The 24730-nt window shown below is 41.7% G+C and carries 25 protein-coding genes; 6 read left to right on the top strand and 19 right to left on the bottom strand.

Going from position 1 to position 24730, the window contains the following annotated elements; all coding sequences use genetic code 11:
- Window positions 1-187 precede the first annotated feature (187 nt).
- Both NQ550_RS14840 and NQ550_RS22925 read right to left on the bottom strand, forming a co-directional pair.
- Window positions 188-2968 (bottom strand): transporter substrate-binding domain-containing protein, encoded by a 2781-nt coding sequence (locus NQ550_RS14840; RefSeq protein ID WP_025579207.1) that lies wholly within the window; start codon window positions 2966-2968, stop codon window positions 188-190.
- Window positions 2969-3146: 178 nt separating this feature from the next.
- Window positions 3147-3227, bottom strand: coding sequence for a DUF6783 domain-containing protein (locus NQ550_RS22925; RefSeq protein ID WP_306452313.1), 81 nt, complete (start codon window positions 3225-3227; stop codon window positions 3147-3149).
- Here NQ550_RS22925 and NQ550_RS22615 point away from each other — a divergent pair.
- Complete coding sequence (locus NQ550_RS22615; RefSeq protein ID WP_349048179.1) at window positions 3207-3275, top strand: DUF6783 domain-containing protein; 69 nt, start codon at window positions 3207-3209, stop codon at window positions 3273-3275. The genes NQ550_RS22925 and NQ550_RS22615 overlap by 21 nt on opposite strands.
- A 319-nt stretch (window positions 3276-3594) precedes the next feature.
- Here NQ550_RS22615 and ttdB read toward each other — a convergent pair whose 3' ends face one another.
- The 3 genes from ttdB to NQ550_RS14855 all read right to left on the bottom strand — a co-directional run bounded on the left by ttdB (window position 3595) and on the right by NQ550_RS14855 (window position 6559).
- Window positions 3595-4227, bottom strand: a complete 633-nt coding sequence (ttdB, locus tag NQ550_RS14845) for a L(+)-tartrate dehydratase subunit beta (protein ID WP_008707382.1) — start codon at window positions 4225-4227, stop codon at window positions 3595-3597.
- 15 nt (window positions 4228-4242) lie between these two features.
- Window positions 4243-5148 carry a L(+)-tartrate dehydratase subunit alpha gene (ttdA, locus tag NQ550_RS14850; RefSeq protein WP_025579210.1) on the bottom strand — a complete coding sequence of 302 codons (906 nt, stop codon included), beginning with the start codon at window positions 5146-5148 and terminating at the stop codon, window positions 4243-4245.
- 145 nt (window positions 5149-5293) lie between these two features.
- A complete protein-coding gene (locus NQ550_RS14855; protein WP_025579211.1) occupies window positions 5294-6559 on the bottom strand; it encodes an SLC13 family permease in 1266 nt (421 codons plus the stop codon).
- Between the two features lie 384 nt (window positions 6560-6943).
- Between NQ550_RS14855 and NQ550_RS14860 the strand changes: the two genes are divergently transcribed.
- The 5 genes from NQ550_RS14860 (at window position 6944) to NQ550_RS14880 (ending at window position 10304) form a co-directional block, all read left to right on the top strand.
- Complete coding sequence (locus tag NQ550_RS14860) at window positions 6944-7846, top strand: LysR family transcriptional regulator (RefSeq protein ID WP_025579213.1); 903 nt, start codon at window positions 6944-6946, stop codon at window positions 7844-7846.
- A 1-nt stretch (window position 7847) separates the two neighbouring features.
- Complete coding sequence (locus NQ550_RS14865; RefSeq protein WP_025579215.1) at window positions 7848-8258, top strand: Ig-like domain-containing protein; 411 nt, start codon at window positions 7848-7850, stop codon at window positions 8256-8258.
- A gap of 302 nt (window positions 8259-8560) precedes the next feature.
- A complete protein-coding gene (locus NQ550_RS14870; protein WP_025579216.1) occupies window positions 8561-8878 on the top strand; it encodes a PadR family transcriptional regulator in 318 nt (105 codons plus the stop codon).
- The gene (locus NQ550_RS14875; RefSeq protein ID WP_025579218.1) at window positions 8875-9489 is read left to right on the top strand and encodes a DUF1700 domain-containing protein; all 615 of its coding nucleotides are present in this window, start codon (window positions 8875-8877) and stop codon (window positions 9487-9489) included. Before NQ550_RS14870 ends, NQ550_RS14875 begins: the two co-directional genes overlap by 4 nt.
- The gene (locus tag NQ550_RS14880; RefSeq protein ID WP_025579219.1) at window positions 9486-10304 is read left to right on the top strand and encodes a DUF4097 family beta strand repeat-containing protein; all 819 of its coding nucleotides are present in this window, start codon (window positions 9486-9488) and stop codon (window positions 10302-10304) included. Before NQ550_RS14875 ends, NQ550_RS14880 begins: the two co-directional genes overlap by 4 nt.
- A gap of 228 nt (window positions 10305-10532) precedes the next feature.
- Here NQ550_RS14880 and NQ550_RS14885 read toward each other — a convergent pair whose 3' ends face one another.
- From NQ550_RS14885 to NQ550_RS14950, 14 genes are all read right to left on the bottom strand, one after another.
- Window positions 10533-10718, bottom strand: coding sequence for a hypothetical protein (locus tag NQ550_RS14885; RefSeq protein ID WP_243151981.1), 186 nt, complete (start codon window positions 10716-10718; stop codon window positions 10533-10535).
- A 23-nt stretch (window positions 10719-10741) separates the two neighbouring features.
- Window positions 10742-11164 carry a hypothetical protein gene (locus NQ550_RS14890; RefSeq protein ID WP_025579222.1) on the bottom strand — a complete coding sequence of 141 codons (423 nt, stop codon included), beginning with the start codon at window positions 11162-11164 and terminating at the stop codon, window positions 10742-10744.
- 137 nt (window positions 11165-11301) lie between these two features.
- A complete protein-coding gene (locus NQ550_RS14895) occupies window positions 11302-12408 on the bottom strand; it encodes an RNA-guided endonuclease TnpB family protein (RefSeq protein WP_330671055.1) in 1107 nt (368 codons plus the stop codon).
- Between the two features lie 483 nt (window positions 12409-12891).
- Window positions 12892-13497, bottom strand: coding sequence for a flavodoxin family protein (locus NQ550_RS14900; protein ID WP_226852912.1), 606 nt, complete (start codon window positions 13495-13497; stop codon window positions 12892-12894).
- Window positions 13385-13690, bottom strand: a complete 306-nt coding sequence (locus tag NQ550_RS22620) for a DUF3990 domain-containing protein (protein WP_226852910.1) — start codon at window positions 13688-13690, stop codon at window positions 13385-13387. The genes NQ550_RS14900 and NQ550_RS22620 overlap by 113 nt, the downstream gene beginning before the upstream one ends.
- A gap of 114 nt (window positions 13691-13804) precedes the next feature.
- Window positions 13805-15742 carry a bifunctional metallophosphatase/5'-nucleotidase gene (locus NQ550_RS14910; protein WP_029677072.1) on the bottom strand — a complete coding sequence of 646 codons (1938 nt, stop codon included), beginning with the start codon at window positions 15740-15742 and terminating at the stop codon, window positions 13805-13807.
- Window positions 15743-15834: 92 nt separating this feature from the next.
- The gene (locus NQ550_RS14915) at window positions 15835-16704 is read right to left on the bottom strand and encodes a DegV family protein (RefSeq protein WP_025579692.1); all 870 of its coding nucleotides are present in this window, start codon (window positions 16702-16704) and stop codon (window positions 15835-15837) included.
- 179 nt (window positions 16705-16883) lie between these two features.
- Complete coding sequence (locus tag NQ550_RS14920; RefSeq protein WP_025579694.1) at window positions 16884-18074, bottom strand: S41 family peptidase; 1191 nt, start codon at window positions 18072-18074, stop codon at window positions 16884-16886.
- An 80-nt stretch (window positions 18075-18154) separates the two neighbouring features.
- Complete coding sequence (gene ftsX, locus NQ550_RS14925) at window positions 18155-19060, bottom strand: permease-like cell division protein FtsX (RefSeq protein WP_025579695.1); 906 nt, start codon at window positions 19058-19060, stop codon at window positions 18155-18157.
- Entirely contained in the window at window positions 19050-19733 is a 684-nt protein-coding gene (ftsE, locus tag NQ550_RS14930) for a cell division ATP-binding protein FtsE (protein WP_022380148.1), read from the bottom strand. The genes ftsX and ftsE overlap by 11 nt, the downstream gene beginning before the upstream one ends.
- A gap of 299 nt (window positions 19734-20032) precedes the next feature.
- Window positions 20033-21121, bottom strand: coding sequence for a PucR family transcriptional regulator (locus NQ550_RS14935; protein WP_008707357.1), 1089 nt, complete (start codon window positions 21119-21121; stop codon window positions 20033-20035).
- A 146-nt stretch (window positions 21122-21267) separates the two neighbouring features.
- A complete protein-coding gene (locus NQ550_RS14940; RefSeq protein ID WP_025579698.1) occupies window positions 21268-22140 on the bottom strand; it encodes a YitT family protein in 873 nt (290 codons plus the stop codon).
- A gap of 158 nt (window positions 22141-22298) precedes the next feature.
- Window positions 22299-22664 (bottom strand): PqqD family protein, encoded by a 366-nt coding sequence (locus NQ550_RS14945; RefSeq protein WP_008707355.1) that lies wholly within the window; start codon window positions 22662-22664, stop codon window positions 22299-22301.
- A gap of 24 nt (window positions 22665-22688) precedes the next feature.
- Window positions 22689-24587, bottom strand: coding sequence for an OPT family oligopeptide transporter (locus tag NQ550_RS14950; protein WP_008707353.1), 1899 nt, complete (start codon window positions 24585-24587; stop codon window positions 22689-22691).
- Window positions 24588-24730 lie beyond the last annotated feature (143 nt).

The raw sequence follows: 24730 nt of genomic DNA on the forward strand, positions 1-24730 counted from the left end.
AAGCGAATACCTGTTCTGCACTTTAGAACGTGTCGCTACTGTTCACACGCTACTATTCCGCGAGGTGTTTTGGCATGAATATGCCAAAATCCCGAGACATACAAGCCAAAATTCCATTGCCGCAGGCTATCTGGAATGAATTTTGGCTACGTTACTGCGAACGGAGCGAACAGTAATACGTATCGCGTTACTGTTCGCTCTGGCTGCCTAAAACCGAACAAATAGTCTTCTCAACTTTTTCTGCATCAACAGGTTTTGCAATATGTCCGTTCATTCCTTTTGCCAGTGCCTTTTTTCTGTCTTCCTCAAAGGCATTGGCTGTCATGGCTATGATTGGAATAGTGGCTTTGTCTTTATCTGACAGTCCGCGGATCATCTCAGTTGCCCTGTAGCCGTCCATGTTCGGCATCTGGATATCCATAAGGATCAGGTCATAGGTACCTGCCGGTTTCTGTTCTATCCTTGACACACATTGAACTCCATCCTCAACACGTTCAACTATAAGTCCCATATCCTCCAGGATAAACTCTGCGATTTCCGCATTCAGATCATTATCCTCTGCAAGCAAAATATGTTTTCCGCTGATCCTGGTTTCATCCATATCTGAAAATTTTTCCGTAGCCCGTTCATAGTAACTCTTATCAGCAATCCTGTATTCCAGGGTAACTGTAAATTTACTTCCTTCTCCCTGCTTACTTTCTACTTCAATAGTTCCGTACATCATATCAATATACTTCTTTATGATCGGCATTCCCAGACCTGTTCCCGCAATCTTTCCGTCTGTTGTATTTCGTTCCCTGGCAAAAGCCTCAAAGAGAGATGGAAGGAATTCTTCGCTCATTCCGATACCTGTATCAATTACCTGAGTCCGTATCCGCACATAGTCTTTCCTGTCACAGTCAAGCTCTGTGATCCTTATGGTAACTCTTCCCCCTGAAGCTGTATATTTTACCGCATTACTGATCAGATTGAGGAAAATTTCCCTGTTCTTCGTCTCATCGCAGATTACGTGCTCATGCTTGACATCGCATTCCATCTTAAGGTGAATACCTTTTTTCTCCGCTTCCGCCTGGAAAATTTTGTAAATTCCCTGATAAATATCTCTGATCTTCACATAATCTTCATCCAGTTCCACCTTACCGCTTTCAATCCGGGCCATGTCCAGCACATTATTGATAATAGACAGAAGCAGATTTCCGGACTGTTCCATCTTCTCCTGATAATCCAGAAGTTTCGGATCAGTCAGTTCCCTTTTTATCAGCTCACTGTATCCCAGCAGGGCATTCATGGGTGTCCGGATATCGTGAGACATATTGAAAAGGAAATCTGATTTGGCGGCATTAGCCTTTTCTGCCTGAATCTTGGCTTTTCTCGCTTGTATCAGCAGATAAACTATAATCCATACAATAATCAAGACCACACTTACAAACCAAATGGAAACTACCCGCAGATTATCCTTTATGTATTCTGCCAGAGTAACCTTGCCCGGTGCGTTTTCATATACGTAAAACTGACTGGAAAGTCTGGAAGCAGGCAGAGTCTGAATGGTTTTGTTCAGGATATTCATTAATGTTGTGTTTTCCCTGGTGACCGCAAAGCAGGAAGCGCCGGATTTCGTAAGAAAAATACTGCGCATTTTGCTGTCCTCCAGTGTCTTTAATGACTGTCCTGCCTTCACAACAAAGCAGTCTGCCTCGCCACTTTGAACTGCTTTATCGGCCTCAGCAGATGAGTCGTATTCCTTTATTTTCCAGAATGGATAATTAAAAGAAATATACCACTTCCCCAGCAGGTTATTCCTGCTCACTGCTACTGTATTCTCTTTATTTTCATCAAACTTCTTAACACCGGTGAGTACTGCAACATTAATTTCAAAAACAGTATTTGACAATACAATATCATTCTGCTCAGCTTCATATGGATTCTGGTTCATATGAAAAATCATATCAATCCTGTTATCCTTTAATGCCTGCAGCTCTTTCTCCTGGGATTCAAAACCTGTCAGTTGAAATTCTATGGCTTGTTCACCCAGATAACCGGATACCAGACTAATATAATCGTTAATAATTCCTACCGGTTTCTCTGACTCCGTATCCACAAGGCTGATACCCACATCATTTTTCAGATATCCAATCCGGACCGCCCCATGCTGTTCCAGCCAGTTCTGTTCCTCATCCGTAAGAGTTTCAAGGGAATTTGCGGAGAGATACCTTTTATAAAGATCGTCTGTATAAAAAGGATTCTCCCTCTCTATCTTCTGCATTACCTGATCCAGCTCTTCTTTCAAATCCGGGCGTTTTTTGCTGACTGCAAAATAATTATAGGAGCTACCAATCAGAATAGCAGGAGAAATATCGTCTCTTTCCCACTGTGGAGATTCATTTAAAACAAATCCGTCAATTTCATGATTTTTCAATTTCTGACGAACATCATCTACACCGGTAATATCAACCTGCTGCGTGTTCACTCCATGACTTTTCTCCCACTCATGGAACATTTCGGCAGGAAGTGCATTCGGCAGCATACCGATTCTTTTTCCATTTAATGTAGTCAGATCTGAAATGGAGATATCTGTATTAGAAGTATCCACATACAGGTAATATTTATCCTCTCCCATAGGCAATTCTGAAAAAAGCATGGAAGTGGAACGTTCCTCTGTATAGGAAATGCCTCCCAGCAGATCGATCTGTCCATTTTTCAGCATACTCATCAGTTCTGCCCAGCTTCCCTCCACATATTCATATTTCCATCCGGTATGCGCAGCTACTGCCTGCTGGTATTCGTAGCTGTAGCCTCTCCTCTGACCGTCTGGTCCTGTGGTATTATAGGTTCCCTCATACCAGCCTACTCTGACTGTTTTGGATTTTGCTTCCTCTGCTGATACAGGAAGGGGAAGCACAGTAATATATAAAATAAGGCATAATAAAATGCAGATATGTCTCTGTACATTTAACCTAAACTTTTTCATATAACTTTCTCCAAATGATTTTGTGTCTATCCGGTGAAGATATCTCAACAGATTATTGCCTTTTTCATTTACTTCACCCGGGTTATGGAAACATGTATCATGCTTCTGCAGATATCATACCTTATTTTCCGTCATTGCAACAGCCCTATATTTATTTTTTATACCTGTTTTTCAGTTTTCAGATAATCTTTACTTGCCAAAATTCATGGGCTACGACAACCGAATTCGGACAAAATATATCGCAAAGTGGGGCGTGCAGATTGCGGGAATGATTTTTCAGACACGCTCTAATGTGTCGACATGTTAATTCCTGAAACAATCTTGCAGGATAATTTTTTTTATTTCAAGGCGTAGGAAAAAGATGTAGCAGTGGCATAATCATTTGTATGCGAGTCCCCACCCACTGCTTATTGCTTTTCGCAACCTCCGCAGGGGACTTACTTGATTCGGTTAAAGTTACTATTTATTTAAATTTCGTATACAGAAAAAAGCAGCCCACAGACCATGTATGAAGGAAATCTGTGAGCCACCTTTTCTTTTCATCTTAGATGATGTTTATCTTTTTTTATCTTTGAAACAATAAAGAAGAAATCGTACGGTTTTTACTTTTGTAAAACTGAAATGCATTATTTAATAAACTTAACTTCCGGATAAATAGCCTGCTTAGCAGCTTCTTTTCTCTCATTGAAGATAACCTTGTTTTCTTCAAACAGGTTGCGCCCCTGTGCATCGATAGATACGATCAGCGGACCAAATTCTTTTACCTTGTTGCACCATAAGGTCTCAGGCATTCCAAGCTCATCCCAGTGATGTTCTACGATCTTCTCAACCTCTGTTGCAGCTACTACTGCACAGCCAGCCGGGAATACACAGTGGATCGCACCAAATTCTTTGCATGCACGCTCTGTATTCGGTCCCATTCCGCCTTTTCCAACGATTACTCTTACACCTGTAAGCTTAGTAAATTCATACTCAAATTTCTCCATACGCATGGAGGTTGTCGGTCCAACGGAAACCATTTCATAGTCATCTTCTGTTCCCTCAATTTTACGAACGATTGGGCCAGCGTGGAAAATTGCTTTGTCCTTGATATCATATGGAAGTTCTCTTCCATACTCAACCAGACGGCGATGTGCCACATCACGGCAGGTCATCAGCTCTCCGTCCAGCCATACAATATCACCGATTTTGATGTCAGCCAGGTCTTCTTCACTGATTGGTGTAATAAGAACTTTTTTATCTCCTCTGATTTCGATCATGTTTTTTCCCTCCGATTATGCGTTGAATTTCCATGTGGAATGTGTATCACAGGTTACTGTAAGGTCAGAATTTACGGTCAGGTGACCACGGCGGTGTGACCAGCAGCCTACATTTACTGCTACACCGATTGTAGACGGATGACGGGCTGTATTCTCGATATTAACACCCATTACAGAATATTTTCCGCCCATTCCCTGCGGTCCAAGGCCGATTGCATTGATTCCGTCTTCCAGAAGCCTCTCCATTTTTGCTGCATTTGCATTGTCATTGTGAGAACCGATCGGACGCATAAGTGCTTTCTTGGAGTTGAGGGCTGCTGTCTCTACAGATGTTCCTACACCTACACCCACAAGAAGCGGAGGACAAGCATTCAGTCCGTAAGTTGTCATCTGATCAAGAACAAAATCGGTAACGCCTTCATATCCTGCACCTGGCATAAGTACCATTGCTTTTCCCGGAAGAGTACATCCGCCTCCTGCCATGTATGCGTAAATCTCACATTTATCACTGTTTGGAACGATGTCCCACCATACAGTCGGAGTTCCTTTTCCAACGTTTTTCTTGGTGTTGTACTCGTCAAAAGTTTCTACAGAGTTATGTCTTAATGGTGCTGCAAAAGTAGCCTGTACAACAGCTTCTTTCAAAAGGGCTTCCAGCTCGTTGATGTACGGGAAATTAGTTCCGCATTTCAGCCAGAACTGAAGAACTCCTGTGTCCTGGCAGCTTGGGCGGTTCAGCTCTACAGCCAGTCCCTGGTTCTTAGTCATTGTCTCATAAAGTACTTTTGGAAGTGCTGCGCTTTCCTGAGAACCAAGCTCTTCCAGTTTTGTTACTACGTCGTCCGGTAATTTTTTTCCAATGTGGGCAACAAAATCTGCTACCATGTCTGTTAATACTTTAACTCCATTTTCCTTAGTCATGATTTACCTCCTGATCATTCAATGGTTTAGGGTTGTTTGGCTTTTAATTTTGGGTTATTTATCTAAAGCAGCATGTTTTCTGCTTTATTTCTATTGATACATTTACATTAAGCGGAAAATCTTCCGTCTCATATGGTTTATCCTCTCACGGATAGAACGGGAACAGAACAGGCAAAAGGATCATACAGATCACGAAGGATACCAGAATCAACGGTAAACCTGATTTCACGTAATCCTTGAATTTATATCCTCCAAGTCCTACTACCATAGTATTTGCAGGCATTCCAATCGGTGTTGCATATGCACAGGAGCCTGCGATAACAGTTGCGATAACAACAGCTCTCGGATCCGCACCAAGGTTGTTTGCCAGAGAAACTGCAATTGGGATCATCAGTGCGGTTGTGGCCGTGTTTGACATGAAGTTTGTCAGTGCACAGGTTACAATGAATATTACCAGAAGAAGCACAATCGGGTTCGGGTCTGCACCCAGAAGTCCTACGATCTTATCTGCTATCAGTTCACCGGCACCTGTTGTGTCCAGGGCTTTGGCAAGTGTAAGAGATCCTCCAAAAAGGAATACTACTTTCAGATCAATGGAAGCCAGTGCTTCTTTTTCTGAAAGAACTCCAACCAGCACCAGAATGATTGCTCCGATGCATGCAGAAATCTCAATGCTGACTCCGATCTGTTTCTCAAAAATCATTGCAAGAATCACAAGTATCAGAACTACCAGTGAAACAGTCTGTTTCCATTTCGGTACATCACTGAAATCTTTCTGTTTTTCAACAGTTGCCCCTACAGCCCCTTTTCCATCCGGAAGAAATCTGTATCCAATGAAAACGAAGTAGATAATTCCTACCAGAAGCATCGGGACTCCCACCGGTGCATACATGAAAAAGCTTGTGGAAAGCCCCATTTCCTGAAGTGCGTTTACACCCATCAGGTTTCCGGGTGCACCGATGATGGAAAGATTCCCGCCAAGCGCTGCTGCAAATACCAGTGGCATCAAAAGGCGGCTTCTTGAATAGCCGGATTCATCAGCGATTCCACAGACTACAGGGATCAGCACTGCTGCTGTACCTGTGTTTGATAAGAATCCGGACATCACACCTACGATTACCATGATTGCAATAATCAATGTTCTTTCTGTTCTGGCAAATCTGGTGACCAGACCTCCGATTTTATTTGCCATTCCTGTTTCAAATAGTGCCTGGCCTACTACAAACATGCCAACACAAAGGATTACGTTACTGTTTACATACTGTGAAAACGTTGTAGATACATCCACTACTCCGGTGAGTGTCAATCCGATTGCACAGATCGAAGCTGTAAGCCCAAGTGGTATCTTTTCGAGGATGAAACTAATGATCGTAAACACAAGAAATAACAGTGTGATTGTTTGTTGAGACATTTTATTGATCTCCTTTCACTTTTTCTCTGTGATTTCGTTTTTTATTTTGCTCTTCGCTTTTGTCTTACTTATCCGTCTTTTTTATTAATCTCTCTTGAAAGGTACCGGCCGTGCACGTTTCCTTTGATGAGTTTATTATAAATCATGCACGTATAAAAAAACAAATTAATGGGTTGCATATCCCCATAAAAAATTTTTATAATCTCAATTTTAGCAGGTTTTTTTTATGCAATATTACTACATTAAAAAAAAACTTTAGAAATAAATATGGAAATTATGATAGGTATATGGTATTTTTTATTTGAAGATAACTTAAAGCAGTTTCAGAAAATACTGCAATTGCTATAGAAATGACATATAGAACGAACTTAGAGGTATTTACTTATGACACTTAACCAACTCCGTTACTTTTGCACAGCAAGCCGCTGCCACAGTATCACCAAGGCAGCCGAGGAATTATACGTTACTCAGCCCACTGTGTCCGTTGCTATCCGCGACCTGGAAATTGAATTCGGCATCAGCCTTTTCTATAGGAAGGGAAACCGACTGATTCTTACCGAAGAAGGCGAAGAGCTTTATAACAAAGCTACCTACATTCTTCAGTACTGCACCGAGCTTCAGGCAGATTACTCCAGTATGGCGAGAGTAAAGCCCCCTCTTCGTATCGGAATTCCGCCTATGCTGAGCACCGTCTTTTTTCCTGAGCTTCTCATCGCATTTCATGACCAATATCCGGAAATCGCTGTTGTTCTGGAGGAATATGGCTCTGTCCGTGCCTGCAATCTGGTACAGGACGACACTCTGGATCTGGCTCTGGTAAATATGGAACAGTATAATATTGATAAGTTTAACAAGGCTCTCCTTGCCAACGACCAGGTTGTTTTTTGTGTAAGTGATGACCACCGACTGGCAGACAAAGAAGTGGTTACCACAAAAGAAATGTCTAAAGAATCTTTAATCTTTTTCAATGCTGATTCCGTACAGAACCAGTTGTTGAAAACACGTTTCGAAATGGACGGTTACATTCCGGATATCGTCATGCGCAGCAGCCAGATTTATACGATTTTGCAGCTAGTAAAGACCTGTAAATATGGAAGTTTTCTCTATTCCAGCATGACCGACAGATTTGCCTCTTCCGGCATAAAAGGAATTCCCCTCAGTCCACCCATCCGCATAAAGATCGGAATGATATGGAAAAAGGGGAAATATATCAGTGACAATATGCAGAAATTCCTGAACTTCACCAGGATGTACTACCGAGAACATCCGCTGATTCAGAAGTTCTGATTTGTACGCCACTAAGCTGAAAAAAGCAACTTACTACAAGTACATTGTAAAGGCTTACAAGATGGTGGATGGAAAGAAAGTAATCACAGGTACCTCCGTAGCAGTACATTCAATAACTAAGGATGGAAAATACGGCGTAGCCAAAGCTGTTTCCATTATAAAGATTGGAAATAAGAAGAATGATACAGAAGTAACCTTAAAGAAAGGTAAAACTGCTCAGATTACAGCTATAGAAATAAAGAAAGACAAAAAAATCAAACACCACAGAAATCTCTACTATGAAAGCAGTAATACAAAAGTAGTAACTGTGACATCTGATGGTGTAATCAAAGCTATGAGAAAAGGAAACTGTAAGATATGGGTATATGCACAGAATGGTGTATATAAAGTGATTACAGTTACAGTAAAATAATTTTTATGTGCGCATCAGTTTTACGGCTGATGCGCATATTTTTATGACCACATGAGGTCCTGCATATTGGAGTCAGACTCCACGAAATACCGATATGTTCAAACACACTCCAAAAGATAGTCAAATGAATAGTTTGATATCAGAAATCCATTGCAAATTGTCCAGAGATACCATAACGATTGAACTCCGAAAAATATATATAAAAATTTTATATATGTATTGACATTGTGGTAGCATCGAAGTATAGTATATATAAAATTTATATATATAAATATTTTACATATATACCAGGAGGTGATTCCATGTATTTTCCGGTATCAGCATTATTGATTGAATATATGATACTGTCAGTGGTAGAAAGCAGGGATTCTTATGGCTATGAGATCAGTCAGACAGTGAAGAAGGCTGCTGACATTAAAGAATCTACGCTCTATCCCATATTGAAGAAGTTACAAAGTGCAGGATATCTGACTACCTATTCGCAGGAGTATCAGGGAAGAAAGAGAAAATACTATTCCCTTACAGAAGAAGGCAAGGCACAGATTGCATATCTGAGCAATGAATGGCAAATCTACAAAGACACTGTAGATGGAATTATTGAAGGGAGGATAAGAGGTTGAGCAGAGAGGAATATTTAAACCAGCTGCATAAATATCTGCGGAAGCTTCCGAGACAGGACTATGAAGATGCAATGGAATATTTTACCGAGTATTTTCAGGAGACAGATGAGGAAGGAGCAGAAGAACTGATGAAAGAACTTGGTACGCCGAAGGAGGCTGCCAGAGAACTGATGGCGAATCTTCTGAATAAGAAAATAGAAGCTCATCAGAATTATGAAACAGATGGACAGACCAGAGCAGAACAGAAAGGTTCCGGAAAACATGTGGTATGGATAGCGCTATTGGTATTATTTGCAGCACCGGTAGGAGCTCCGCTTCTGGCAGCATTTGCTGCAGTCGTTCTTGCATTAGTTGTGTGTGTATTTGCAATTTTGTTATGTGTAGTTTTATGTCTGATGCTTATTGGCGGGAAAATCCTTGTCCGCGGTATACTGGCAGTCCCGTTTTCTATGAGCGGTTTTGCAATGCTTACAGGAAGTGGGCTGTTGGCTGTGGGCGCTGGCATCCTTGGTGTACTGTTGTGCGTATATCTATGTAAATGGAGCAGCATGCTAATTGCGAAGCTGGTACGCCGGATCACTGGCAGAAAGAGAGAGAGGTTAGAACGATGAAAAGATGGGCAAAGGCATGGCTTGCAGTAGGAGTCGGATGCTGTGTATGTGGTACAGCTTTGACGGGCATCGGTGTTGCGAGCGGTGGAAGTAAATATGTGAAATCAGCGGATTTAAACAAAATGGATGGAGCTGCAAAAAAAAGCGATAATGAGATGGTTCTTAAGAAAACAAAGCTTGATGATTTCGACTCAGCAGACATCTCCATGACAGATATGAATTTGCAAGTAGTCAATTCAAATGATCAGTACTGTTATATTTCTTATCGGGCATCCGATCAGAAAAAGGATCCGATCAGTTATCAGGTAAAGGATGGTAAATTAAGGATTCAGGAAAATAACAATGATGGGAAGACTTATTATCATGTTGATATCGGATTTTTGTCGGGTCTTTTGGGTGAAGGAACACTTACTACAGATGAAAATGTGGTAACAATTTACGTGCCGGAAGGTCAGAAATGGAAGCTTGCAGATATTAAATCGGATATGAGCAATATATTGCTGAATGGATGCGAAATCGAAAATGGAGCCGTTCAGACGGATTCAGGAGATGTATTTTTTAAAAATTGTGATTTCAATAATCTGAAAGTGAAAACGGATATGGGTGATCTTTGTTTTATTGGTAAAGAAGACGTGATGCGCACATGGAACATACAGGTGAATACTGATATGGGAGATATCAATGTAGATGATGCGCTGACCGGTAAGATGGTGGAAGACCAAGATGACTGTGATATTTCTTACACACAAAAAGGAACGGGCGGAAATCTGGTGATCCAGACTGACAGTGGAAATATAAGGCTGAAGTGCAGATAACGTTACTGTTTACTTCATTCTCAACAACAGAGCCTTTCCCTGAAATTTTCCGATTGACATTCAAAAAGGAATGCTGAATGATTTTTCAAACACGCTCTAATACGCTCATTCTTTTTGACTGAAAATTTCTATCTAATCATAAAATATAAATAAACATATCAGGGTCAGAAGTTTCCAAAATCTCATCGTATAAACACGAATGATCTAAGAATCTTCTGACCCTGATATTTATTTGCGTTCTACAATATGATAGTAAGAACGCGCCGTCATAAGATAAATCAACCCATACACAACAGCAAAGATCAATACTGTTCCCGCCGTACATCCAATAAACAGCTTCGTATTCGTCATTCCGAAAAGTAAAAGTAACCGGCGGATCATTGGAAATGCCATGGTAATATGAAGCATTGCCATTAACAGCGGGAGGAAAAATACCATCAGAATCTGTCTGCGGACAGAACTTCTGACCTCCCGAGACTTAATCCAACCTTCTGCATGATCTCAAATCGTTTCTGATCTTCATATCTTTCGGAAATCTGTTTATAATAAATAATCATAGCTGTTCCCATAAGGAAAAGAGAACCGAGAAAGATTCCGATAAACAAAAGAGAACCATTATCCGCATAATAGGACTCATATTCCTGCTGGCGGATTCCGGAAGTTATCCATGAGTTTTCTGACAAGCCTCCGTTTTTCCTCAAGTCTTTAACAGCCTCCATTACCGGGGTTCCAAAATCAATCTTATCTGTCTCCGAACCGGTAATATCCAGACCAAGATGAAGTGTCAGATCCTCTCCCGCAGGAGCAGAAGAAACGCCTTTTATACATTTCTGTACGCATCTCATCAAATTTCGTGACATGCTCTCGCCACTTAAATCTTACAGATTTTGAAGTGGGAGCTTCCTGCTCAATTGCCCTTCAGGGCAAAGCTAAAACAGGCTATCCCCGCGTGTCCCGCGGTTCTTTTTTTATCCGGTTACGGATCTTTTCTGTGCTATTATGCACATTTTTTATATATTCTTTTTCCTTCTTTCAGAATATTGACCGCCGCATTCACATCCCGGTCCATCCGGTTTCCACATTCGCATAGGTATATCCGTTCTGATAATGCCAGCTCTTTCTTTTTATGTCCGCATACGCTGCATATCTTACTGGATGCAAAATATCTGTCTACTTTTATCAGATATTTTCCACGTTCTTCCAGCTTATATCCAAGCATGGAAAGGAACTGACCGTATCCGTTATCCTGTATCCCTTTTCCGAAATGCAGGCCTCCGGCTATCCCCTTCAGGTTCAGATCCTCCACACATACTGCGTCATAGTCTTCTGCAAGGCTGTGGCTGAGCTTATGCTGGAAATCCTTCCTCTGGTTCTTTATCTTTTCATGATATAAAGCAACCTTTTTCTTCTGTTTCTGATAGTTACGGCTGCCCTTTTCACATCTGGAAAGTTTTCTCTGTTCCCGGGCAAGTTTTTTCTCTGCATTCCGGTAAAACATGGGATATCCGGCTCTTTCACCGGTAGAAAATACACACATCCCATGCATGGCAAAATCCATCCCCAGGAATTTTTCCGCCTGTCTTTTCTCCACTGTTTGGTTTTCACAGTCGAACAGCAGGCTGGCAAAATATTTTCCGGACGGTTCCCTGCTCACAGTCACTGATTTCAGCTTCCATCCCTCCTGGATCATACGGTGGAGTTTTATTTTTACCGGCTGCATCTTTGGCAGTTTCAGGAACCTGTCCTGCAGACAGATATTCCCATTTACCATATTCGTTGTATAGGATTTCCGCGAATGTTTTTTTGATTTATAATGCGGAAATCCCACTCCCGGTTCCCGGAAAAATTTCCGGAAAGCCCCTTCCAGATTTAACTGTACATTCGCCAGCGCAAGAGAATCTACCTCTTTCAGCCATGGATATTCTTTTTTATATCCGGCCGGCGTATTTTTCAGCATCTTTTTTTCTTCCTGATAATGACGGATCTTATCCGCAAGCATCCGGTTATAGAGAAAACGACTGCAGCCGATCGTCTTCTCTATCTGGGTTATCTGTTCTTTATTTGGATAGATCCTTATTTTTACTGCCCGGTTTATCTTTCTCACCCTGACTCTCTATATACTGATGGATTGTTTCAACAGGTGCTATATTTCAAAGATTTCTTTTGTTCTCTCTGACATCTTATCGTCCAGCATCTTTCTGCTATATTTCATAACCAGAATCAAACAAAAACACTGAATGAGAATTATTATCTAAACTCATTATGTACACTCACTTATTGCTTATTTCGACCGTCCAAATTCCAAGAGCATATTGTTCTTTTTTTCTATTATAATATATTTATTGTATCAGAACAAGTGTTTTTGCGATTTTTTATGAATTTGAGCAGACATGCTCGAATATGCAATTCATCCCATCACCTATAGAAGGCCACTGAAAAAGTCCTTTTTGCGTATAAATTAGCGCAAAATAAAGTACATCAATCAACTTTAAGATACTATATATAGTATACAAAAACAGTTTTTCAGTGGCGTCCCTATAGAGGTGAGGGAATTCTTGCTACGGTTGTTAAAAGCACTCAGGAAGCTCTATCTGATAAAATGAGTAAATACACGTTCTTCCTTCTCCGGAAGTCCAAACTGCTTTTTACCAAGTTCGATACTCTTCATCAGAAAAGTCATATTTCTGGCGAGTACACGCATGGTCTGCTTTCCTTCTTCATCCCTGTCAGCTTCTCCCAGTTCGCGTCCATGTATGCAATTCCAGTACTGGCTGGCCGCAATCGGCATGTTTGATATGGTAAAATACTTGTTCAGCTCATCAAAAGTCGCTGAACAGCCTCCACGTCTTGCACAGACCACGCTTGCGCCCACTTTCATTGTTTTATCAAAAGATGTGCTGAAAAACAGTCTGTCAAGGGTGGCAATCAGTGTAGCATTCGCTGAAGCAAAATATACCGGACTGGCAACCACAATTCCATCTGCTTCTTCAAATTTCGGTGCCAGTTCATTCACCACATCATCAAAAACACATTTGCCAAGTTCCACACAACGTCTACAGGCAATGCATCCTCTTACATCTTTATTGCCTACCTGTACAATTTCCGCTTCTACACCTTCTACTTCGAATACTTTTTTCATTTCTTCTAATGCAATAAATGTATTTCCTTTTGTTCTCGGGCTGCCGTTGAGCATTAATACTTTCATTATGTACCTTCCTCTTTTCGTTATTTTTTTGCTCATTCAGTAAACAATTACTATTATATACCAACCCCCATATCAATGCCATATTATCATCTATCTCATAAACATTTACAGTTGGCGTTTTTCTATAAATTCTGGCTACTCTTATTGCCATCTTTTGTGCCTGTTCTTCAATATCTGTCAAATAGAATCCCTGTCCAAAATCCTTGTATAGTCTGCACTATAAAATAGCTTTTCACATATCCGCCCTTTACCCTCCTGATAGAGCAACTGATCATGCAATGTTTATAGTAAAATGCTATCTCCTTCTTCTGATAATCTTTACAACCCCAAAGATTAACAGCAGAATCACCCCAACAGCCACAATACAGATCCCGACAATCGCTACGGCAAATTTATTCGGATGTTTTATCAGATTTATGATGTTTTTGCTGCTGTCTATAACTTTTCTTTCGTGTGTTGTATCATAATATTTCGGCACATTTGCAATTCCGTCTTTGTCTGTGTCTTCAAAGGATTGCATATACTCTGCAATTGCAGCCCAGGCTTTCAGTTCTTTTTTTCCATCCATGACTGCATAATCTTCCAGATTCTCTATGGGATTGCCGTTTTTATCTTTGGGGACGATGGATATCAGACCATAGGATTTGTCCAGAACAGAGCCAAGCATACGGCCTGTGTACAGGTCGGTGACAACATGATATAATTTATCGTCCTGTATTTCTTCCCTTTCCCCGTCCTTGTCTGTCAGATAACAGTCTATTACTTTATTTAAGATCATGCGGTGGGGATTATAGGTGAAATTCATTCCACTGCAATATAATCTGGCTATTGTCATAAAATCTGAAATTGAGGCATCTACCTCTGCCACTGTTTTCAGTTCTTTTCCCGTTAAATATGCACTGATCAGAGGATAACCCGCAAGTCCGTCCTTTCCTGTTCCCAGCGAGAAGGAATTATATACCTGCTCCACTGTTATATTGCCTTTTGTATAAGTATCTCTTACAGTTCCTGCAGGTACGATTGCAACATCTACTTTTTCTCCGTCAGAGTCTCCTACATTCTCTACTGCATATACATAAGCATCTGATATGATATCTCCCAGATTTAACTCCTCATGCTTTGTTTCCATCTCACTGAGGCTGTTGAATTCAATATCATTCTCTGCCAGAATTTCCTCTCTGGTATAACCAAAATTGGAGAGATAATTGATATCAACAGTATCTGACAATTCATCTATTTTCTTCTGTGTGGCTTCATCTGCTTTGATTTCATCCGTAACCGGAACAAGCTCATAGGTATCCGTTTCCCACCGTCCATTCTCTTTCTGAGTCATGGAAAGTGTTCCCAGGTTTTTCCCATATTCTCCACAGGATACGATGCAGGTATCTCCCTGCAGGATTGGTTCTGCCAACTGTGTGTGGGTATGTCCGCTGACGATCAGATCAATGTCCGGAACATTCTTTGCAAGGATTTCGTCCTCTGATACTTTTTCGTCCTCCCATGTTCCGCTGTGTGATACACAGGCGATCATGTCTACATCTTCGTTCTTTTTTATTTCCTCTACTGTTTCTCTGGCTGCTTCTGACGGGTCTTTGAAAAGAAGCTCGCAGGTAGGAGCGCAATCCAGAGAATCCTTGCCGAAAACACCCAGTACTGCAATCTTTACATCACCTTTTTGAATTACCGTATAGTCTTTTACTCCATATGTCTGAAATGCTTCATAAATCTGTTTCTGTCCTTCACTGAAGCCGGCTTTTTTCATTGCATCCCAGTCCACATTACACACAACCATCCTGGGAAGGTTTTCGCCTGAACTGACTGCGGCGTTCAGCATATCTGCCAGACCATCGGAGCCGTAATCAAATTCATGATTTCCCAGAGTTGTCACATCACAGCCCAGATATCCAAGCATCCGCAATTCGGCGGACTCTGTGTCATATACAGTCTGTATCAGAGTTCCCATGGAAAAGTCTCCGCCATCCAATATGAGTGTATCTGTATTCTCTTTCTCATGCTCATTGATCAATGTTTTCAGCCGGGCAAACCCGCCGGTCTCCTGCTGTGTCCCGTCTACAATCGTTTGAAAGCTGTTCAAATGAGAATGCAGATCATGGGTGAAGAGGATATCCAGATGTTTTTGCTCCTCTGAGGCGTTTACCTGATATCCTGTCAGTCCTGAAACGCTCAGCATAAATATAAATGTGAATGCGAATGCTTTTTTTAATAATTTCATAAAATTCTCCTGTAATATCAAAAATGGTTCCACAGTATCATTTATCTTCCCGCAGGATAATGATACCATGAAACCATTTTGCAAAAACTAATTTATCTTTCATCTCCCACAAAGAACAACGCCATTGTTCCCGGACCTGAGTGAGCGCCGATGGTGGCTCCTACCTGATTCATGATAATCGTGTTGATCTGGTATTTTTCTTTTACTTTCTCTGCCACATAATTTGCATCTTCTTCGCAGTCGCCATGACTGATAAAGATGGTATGGCAGGTGTCATGATAGCTGCCGATTTTCTCATCCATAAGCTTTACCAGCTCCTGAAGGGATTTTTTACGGCCGCGGACTTTTCCGATGGCAGTGAGTTTTCCGTCGTTGTCTACATGAAGGACCGGTTTAATATTTAGCATGCTTCCTACTACTGCAGTAGTTCTGGAAATACGGCCTCCGCGGTATAGGTGGTTTAAATCGTTGACTGTAAAAAGGTGTACCATATGAAGCCTGTTCTCTTCTGCCCATTTCGCAACTGTCTCCATATCTTCTCCCTGCTCTTTCTTCTCCTGTGCAAGGTAAACCAGAAGCCCCTGACCAAGGGAAGCGCCAAGAGAATCTACCACGATGATCTTGCGGTCCGGATAATCCTCTATCAGTTCCTCTGCTGCGATACGGCTGCTATTGTATGTACCGCTTAAGGCAGAGGAAAATGCAATATGAAGAATATCTTTTCCTTCTTTCAGGTAAGGCTCCAGCAGTGCTTTTGCATTTTCAGGATTTACCTGTGCTGTGGTTGGCATGGAACCGTTTCTCATTGCCTCATAAAATTCATGCTCCGGAAGGAAATTTCCATGTGTATAATTTTTTCCATCCATGGAATAACTGAGATACATGCAGCCTACTCCATGGTCTTTGAGATATTCCTCCGGAAGATCTGAATTGTTGTCGGTGGTGATCACATATTCGCTCATGTTGTCGCCCTCTCGTTTTCTGATATTTTTCACTTTCTGCCCATTAACTGTTCAGTGTCTTCGCAGTTGCAAAGCAAAATCCGCTGCCTGCTCAGCAATGGGTCTTTCATCTATAATAAAAACACTTCTATTATAAATACAGCTACATACAGTATAGCATCAAACTATCAGCCAAACAACTACTTTTCCTTCTCAACTGCCTTAATCGCTTCCTGCAGCTGATTATCCTCCTCATGAGTAATCTCGTCTTTATTCTTATTCAGCAGACGGGTATCCAGAGAAACCTCTATATCAGGTTTGATTCCTGTTTTGTTGATGTTGTTTCCTTTTGGAGTGTAGTAATTGGCAACAGTCAGTTTAATGGCGCTTCCGTCTGAGAGCTGGCGGATGGACTGTACCACGCCTTTTCCGAAAGTGGTTGTTCCGACGATCGTTCCAATACCATAATCCTGCACTGCACCGGCAAAAATCTCTGATGCACTGGCGCTGCTTTCATTTACCAGGACTGCAAGCGGAATCCGGAGTTCGTTTTTGCCATCACATTTTTCCTCTTCTCTGTTTCCGTCCTTATCTTCGGTGTAAACGATCAGTCCTTCCGGAAGGATTTTCCGCAGGATATCACAGACAGAATCAAGAAGTCCACCAGGATTATCGCGGAGATCCACGATCATTTTCTCCATTCCCTGTTTTTGCAGGTCATCAAAAGCTTCCTGATACTGTTCGCCGGTAACGCCTGTAAACTGTGTAATGCGGATGTAACCGATTTTAGAATCCAGCATTTCATGGAAAACAGACGGTAATTCCACATCTGTGACAGGGACTGTGATTTCCATGGCATCTTCTGCACCTTCTCTGTGAACAGTAAGCACCACACTGTCTTTATCTGAATTGCGGACAATGTCTGCAACATCAGATACTTCATCCTCTGTGATATCTTCCCCGTCAATGGCACTGATGATGTCCCCTTCCTCCAGTCCTGCTTTTTCTCCGGGACCGCCCTCATAGCATTCAACAATCTTTACTCCGCCTTCTTTGTTCTTCTCCATAAGAATGCCGATCCCCACATAGCTTCCCTCATTGGAAGAATTCTCAGAATCGTATTCCTCTGCTGTATAATATCTGGAATAAGGATCATCCAGCCCATAGAGAAGACCTGCATAAAGCCCTTCCTGAAGCTTTTCTTCATCCTTATCTCCCAGATAATATCTGTCGATCAGCTCCTCAAGATATACCAGCTTTGATGTACACTTGCGATCACCAAGAGCTGTTCCTTTTGCTGCAAGACCTGTTCCCGCAAAGGCACCTGTACCGATGCACGTCACAACCAGTGCTCCTGCTACTGCACCTTTCCAAAATTCTTTATTTTTCATGTCTACACTCCTGTAAAAAAAGCCGCCGGTTTATGATATGATATCATTGTTCCGGCAGCTTCATGCTTATCTGCTTTTTATTATACTCTTAAATGCTTTCTTGTTGTAAAGAAACTTCCGATCAGTCCGATTCCGATTCCAAGTGCCAGTCCTATAGGAAGCAATGTCTGGTAAATCTGCCATACCGGGATAAAATCAACCACACCGGTCAGCACATTAAATTTGTTCAGAATATAGGATACCGCTGCATTATAGCAGAAATAAAGTCCGACCAACGGTATAGCAGCACCGATAACTCCCAGCACAATGCCTTCCAGAAGGAATGGAGCTCTTACAAATGCATCGGTCGCTCCTATGTACTTCATGATTCCGATTTCTTCCTTACGAACTGCAATACCGACAGATACTGTATTGCTGATCAGGAAAATAGAAATGATAAGTAATAATGCTATGATTGCAATGGAAACATAGGAAACCAGTTTATTGACATTTCCCAGTGTCTTGGCTGCTTCCTCGGACTGATTTACCAGACGTACATGTTTCAGCCCTTCTATATAAGAAACCAGCTCTGACTGTTTCGTGATATCGTTCATGTATACACTGTAGTTTGCCTGGTTTGCAAGCGGATTGTCATCTTTAAATCCGTCTGCCGCTTCAGATCCCTGGAAATATGTCTCTTTAAATTCTTCCCATGCCTCATCAGCGGATGTGAATTCAATTTTCTCTACTTCCGGGCGTTCCTTAATTTTCTTACCGATTGCCTTGATCTGTTTGTTCGTTGTTCCTTTATCAAAGAATACTGTGATCGGGACTTCCTGCTCTACTTTATGAGCAACATTGTTTACGTTATTCACGATAGAAAAGAAAATGCCAAACAAAAAAATACAGGCAGCCATGGTAATGATAGATGCCAGGGAAAACATCCAGTTTCTCTTAATGTTCTTGATACCCTGTTTCAGGGTATACCATATTGTGCTAGGCCTCATGATATTCTCCCTCTTTCTCGTCACTTATTATGGAACCTTCATGCATAGTAACTACACGTTTCTTCATTGCATTTACGATCTCTTTGTTGTGTGTTACAACAAGGACTGTGGTTCCTCTGTCGTTGATCTGTTCCAGAAGCTTCATGATTTCTTCGGAAGTCTTCGGATCCAGGTTTCCTGTAGGCTCGTCTGCCAGAAGGATATCCGGACGGTTAACCAGCGCCCTTGCCAGTGCAACTCTCTGCTGTTCTCCACCGGAAAGTTCATCCGGGAAGGATTTGTATTTGACAGCAAGTCCAACTTCCTGAAGCACCTCCGGGACACGTTTGCGGATTACTCTTGTGGGACGATTGACTACTCTCTGGGCAAACGCTACGTTCTCATATACATTTCTGTCTTTCAGAAGACGGAAGTCCTGAAATACTACGCCCAGCTTACGGCGGTATTTGGCTACTCTTCTGTGTTTCATTCCTTCCAGACGTTCACCGCTTACGATGATCTGGCCGGATGTGGAATCCAGTTCTTTCATAAGAAGTTTGATCAGGGTTGTTTTTCCTGAACCGCTGTTTCCTACTACAAAGACGAATTCACCTTTATCTATATGTAAGTTCGCATGGTTCACTGCCGGAAGGCCGGGACCATAGGACTTGCTTACATCTATAAGATCTATCATAGATTTTTCCTCCAATGGGTTAATGGATTTGTAACATTATTGTAATGTATGTTTTTGGGGATTGCAAGAGATTTTTGAGGATTCATAGAATGTTCACAGTAATGCAGTCAACATTCATTCCAAATTGCCTGCGGCAATGGAATTTTGGCTTGCATGTCTCAGGATATTGCATACCTTATCAATTGCAATCTCGATTTCTAACTATACACTGCAAGGCTGGATTTGTAAAGGTCAAAAATGCCTGCGGCAGCAATTAAAGCTGTGGCAGGCATTGAAAGTTTTCCTTCTATTATAATATATCAGTATTCCAGTGTTTCCATATATTTCATATAACGTACTACCATGAGTGCAATCTTGAATGTAATGGCATCTTCAAAAACGCGGAGATCAAGACCTGTACTCTTCTGGAGTTTATCGAGGCGATAGACCAGAGTGTTTCTGTGGATGTAAAGCTGTCTGGATGTCTCTGAAACATTGAGGCTGTTCTCGAAGAACTTATCAATTGTGACCAGAGTCTCTTCGTCAAAGTCATCCGGGGATTTGCCGCCGAAGATTTCTTTGATAAACATCTTACAGAGTGGGATCGGGAGCTGGTAGATCAGTCGTCCGATTCCCAGAGAGCTGTATGCGATCACTTCTTTATCTCCGAAGAAAATCTTACCTACATCAAGAGCCATGCGGGCTTCTTTATAGGAACGTGATACTTCTTTCAGTTCATTGACGATAGTACCGTATGCCATATGTGTCTTACCGTCATTTCCCATTCCAAGAGTATCAAGGATAGTATGTGCAAGCTGATCCATCTCAGGATAATTCTCACCATCTTCAAGTTCCTTGACTACGATAATACTCTTCTCATCTACTGCTGTGATAAAGTCTTTACTTTTACCACCGAAAAGACTCTTCACGCTTTCCATGGAGCTGTGGTCTTTCTCCTGTGGCATTTCAAGGATCATGACTACGCGGCGGACATCTGCCTCAATGTGCAGTTTCTTCGCACGATTATAAATGTCAACAAGGAGCAGATTGTCAAGAAGCAGGTTCTTGATAAAGCTGTCTTTGTCAAAGCGTTCTTTGTACGCTACGATCAGATTCTGGATCTGAAAAGCGGCGAGCTTGCCGACCATATAAGTATCTTCATCGTCGCCATGGGCAACCAGTATATATTCCAACTGATAGTCATCACAGACTTTAAAATACTGGAACCCCTTTACAAGCTGGCTGTCGGCCTGTGATTCTACGAAAGCCTGTACATCCTGTGTTGCAATGGAAAAATCTGCAAAAGTACTTGCAAGCACTTTACCTTCTGTGTCTAGTACACAAAATTCTGTTCTGGAAATCTCTTTTAACCCTTCAAGAGTATTCTGAAGCACCTGATTCGATATCATCTGATTTTAATCCCTTCTCATCCTATAGTGTTTATTTTCCGTTTTAACCATAAAACCTTATACCTGTATTGTATTTTAATATATATTTACCAAAAATGAAAGAGGAAAGAGAAAAAAATTTACAATTTTTTATATATTTTTTTGTGTTACTTTTTTTCAATAAAACCTTCTCCATGAACTTCCCTGGCATCTGTCACTATCACAAAGGCTTCCGGATCAATTTCATCTACTTTTTCTTTAAGCATTACGATCTCTTTTTTATTTACCACGCAGAAAAGCATCAGTTTATCCTGTCCTGAGTACATTCCTCTGGCACTGATGCCTGTTACACCTCTGTCCAGATCTTTCATGATCATATCTGCTATTTCTTTTGGCTTTGCTGTAATGATATAGGCAGCTTTTGAGAATTTCAGACCTTCAATCAAACCGTCAGATACTTTTGTCACCAGATATACCGCAATAATCGCATAGAGTGCCTTGTGGATGCCGAACACATACATACCCACCAGTACAACGCCTGCATCTATTACCTGCATGATCTGTGCGATTGAATAGTGCTGCAGATATTTCTGGATGATAGCTGCCATCATATCGGTTCCTCCGGTTGTTCCACCGCCCAGAAAGACAAGACCGATTCCCACACCCTGGATCACACCACCGTAAAGTGCGGCAAGAAGAAGATCATTGCCAGCAAGATTCCATACAGGTTCTATGGCAAGCCAGGTGGACAGAGCAATTTCTCCCATCAAAGCTTTTTTTACAAAGGAGAATCCATTAATCTTCCATCCGATCAGAAACAGTGGAATGTTCAAACCCATATTTGTTACCCAGAGAGGGATACCACCGTCAATGATTCCCTGACTCCCTGCTTTTATAATGATCGCGATACCTGAAAAGCCTCCGGTTACCATACCTGATGCATCAAATACGGAATTGATCGCCAGTGCCATTAATCCGGTTCCTGCTATGATCATCAGATATTCCAGAAGCTGTGATCTTTTTCCATTTACTAACTTCATTCATTCGCCTCCTTGTATTCTGTAAAAATAATATTTGTTTTATGCTTTCATGAATATCAGCCAGAGATACCGCTTTATCACTGTGCCGTAATTATTCTTCCATAAACTACAAGAACGGCAGCAATCCATGAAGGACTGCTCCCGCTCTTATTCTTACCTTATTTTTCAGGCTTATTGATAAAATTTACAAAATGATAACTCTCCATTATCTGGAAGTATTTAACGATCCTTGGATATAAAGGCTCTGCCTTCTCCCCAAATTCGTCTTTTACCAGTGCAGCAATATCTTCCACTGTCTTCCTGCCATCTATGAGTGGCCAGATAAATGTACCATTGTCATCCAGATGTATCTTCGTATATCTGGGTTTTCCAAACAGTTTCTGGGCGATCGTGTTAAACGCGCCCTTATTCTCTATTTCCAGCACCATTCTCCCCCTGATATCAGTATGCCAGCGAAGCTGTGCACTGCGCTCAGGAATGAGATCCAGATAATTGATCTGTAATTCTTTTTTCTTTTTACTCATTTAAATATTATCATCTCCGCCTGATCAGGCTTTCTTCTTGTTCCAGATACTGAATTTCAGAAGGCTTAAGATCATAAGTAACATCAGGATCACGCCGCCTGCATTACCAAGGTTAATGCTTCCGGAGAGATCAAATACACTGCTTACGTTTACTACTGCAAGGATTGCAAGAAGGATACCTACAAGACCTTCACCTGCGATCATACCTGCACAGTAAAGTGTACCGTCTGTTGCCTGTTCTTCTTTTTTCTTATCATCAACATTCTTTCTTCCGTCAACGAACATACGAACAACACCACCGATCATGATAGCAGCGTTGAGGTAGATTGGAAGGTAAAGACCGATAGCAAATGGCATAACCGGAATTCTTAAGATTTCCAGACCAATTGCAAGGAATACACCGATAAATACCAGTGTCCATGGAAGCTTGCCGCCCATGATACCTTCTACGATCATCTTCATCAGAGTAGCCTGAGGAGCAGGTACTTCTGCACTTCCGTATCCCCATGCAGTGTTCAGAAGATAAAGAACTCCACCGATAGCAAGACCGGCAGCAACAACACCGATAAGCTCACCGATCTGCTGCTTCTTAGGAGTTGCACCAAGAAGATAACCTGTCTTTAAGTCCTGTGAAGTATCACCTGCGATCGCTGCTACGATACAAATTACGGAACCAATAGCAATTGCTGCTTTCATTCCGTCGATACCGGTATTGCCGGATGCTTTGATAACCATTGTTGCGATCAGAAGAGTAGCGATAGCCATACCTGATACAGGGTTGTTGGAGCTTCCTACAAGACCAACCATACGGGAAGATACAGTTGCAAAGAAGAAGCCGAAGATTACGATGATCAGCGCACCGATCGGGTTAACCGGGATAGCCGGAACAAGCCAAATGATCGCAACCATTGCCACAATACCGATCAGGATAACGTTCATTGGAAGATCCTGTGCAGTTCTTTCTGTACTTGTATTCTTGCCACCCTTCATGCTCTTCATGGAATCACGGAAGGTTGCAATGATCAGAGGCAGGGATTTGATCAGAGAAATAATACCACCTGTTGCGATAGCTCCTGCTCCGATATATTTTACATAAGTACTCCAGATTTTAGATGCTCCGCCTGCTGCATAAAGAGCAGAAATTGTTTCTGTTCCGGGATACATAACTGTATCAGCTCCGAACAGACAGATTACCGGAATCAGCACCATCCAGCCAATAAGAGAACCAACAAACATAAAGGATGCGATTCTTGGTCCTACGATATATCCAACACCGAGAAGTGCAGGATAGCATTCCATACCAATTTCACCTTTGAATCCTTTAAATGCTACTGCAACGTCTGCAGGGATTACCTTTAAACCGTCAACGACAAATTTAAAGATCGCTGCGATTCCCATACCTGAGAATACTGTCGCAGCGTTTGCACCACCCTCTTCACCTGCAAGAAGAACATCTGCGCAGGCAGTTCCTTCCGGATAAAGAAGTGTTGCATGCTCTTTTACGATCAGTGCGTTACGAAGTGGTACCATAAAAAGTACACCAAGAACACCACCGCAAAGTGCGATTAATGTGATTTCCACGATACCCGGCATTTCACAAAGTCCTTCTTCTGCCCAAAGGAACAGAGCTGGCATTGTGAAAATTGCACCGGCTGCCAGTGATTCACCGGCTGAACCGATTGTCTGGACCATGTTGCTCTCCAGAATGGAGTTCTTTTTCATGATCTTGCGAATTACGCCCATGGAAATAACTGCTGCCGGAATGGAAGCAGATACAGTCATACCTACACGCAGACCAAGATAAGCATTGGCTGCACCGAAGATGACTGCAAGGATAACACCCATGATGATGGATGTCACCGTAAATTCTGGTGTGATCTTGTCAGCCGGAATATACGGTTTGAACTCTTTGTTTTCGTTCATGATTTCCTCTCCCTTTTGTATTGATTTATAAACATAGAACATTATAGCGAAATTTATACAAAAAGGCAAGGTGAAAAAACTGGTTTTTTATGCACTTTACCATATTGACGTGCTAACTTGATAATCTCTTAACATATCAGCAC

The sequence above is a fragment of the Blautia wexlerae DSM 19850 genome (assembly GCF_025148125.1).
Classification (GTDB): domain Bacteria; phylum Bacillota; class Clostridia; order Lachnospirales; family Lachnospiraceae; genus Blautia_A; species Blautia_A wexlerae.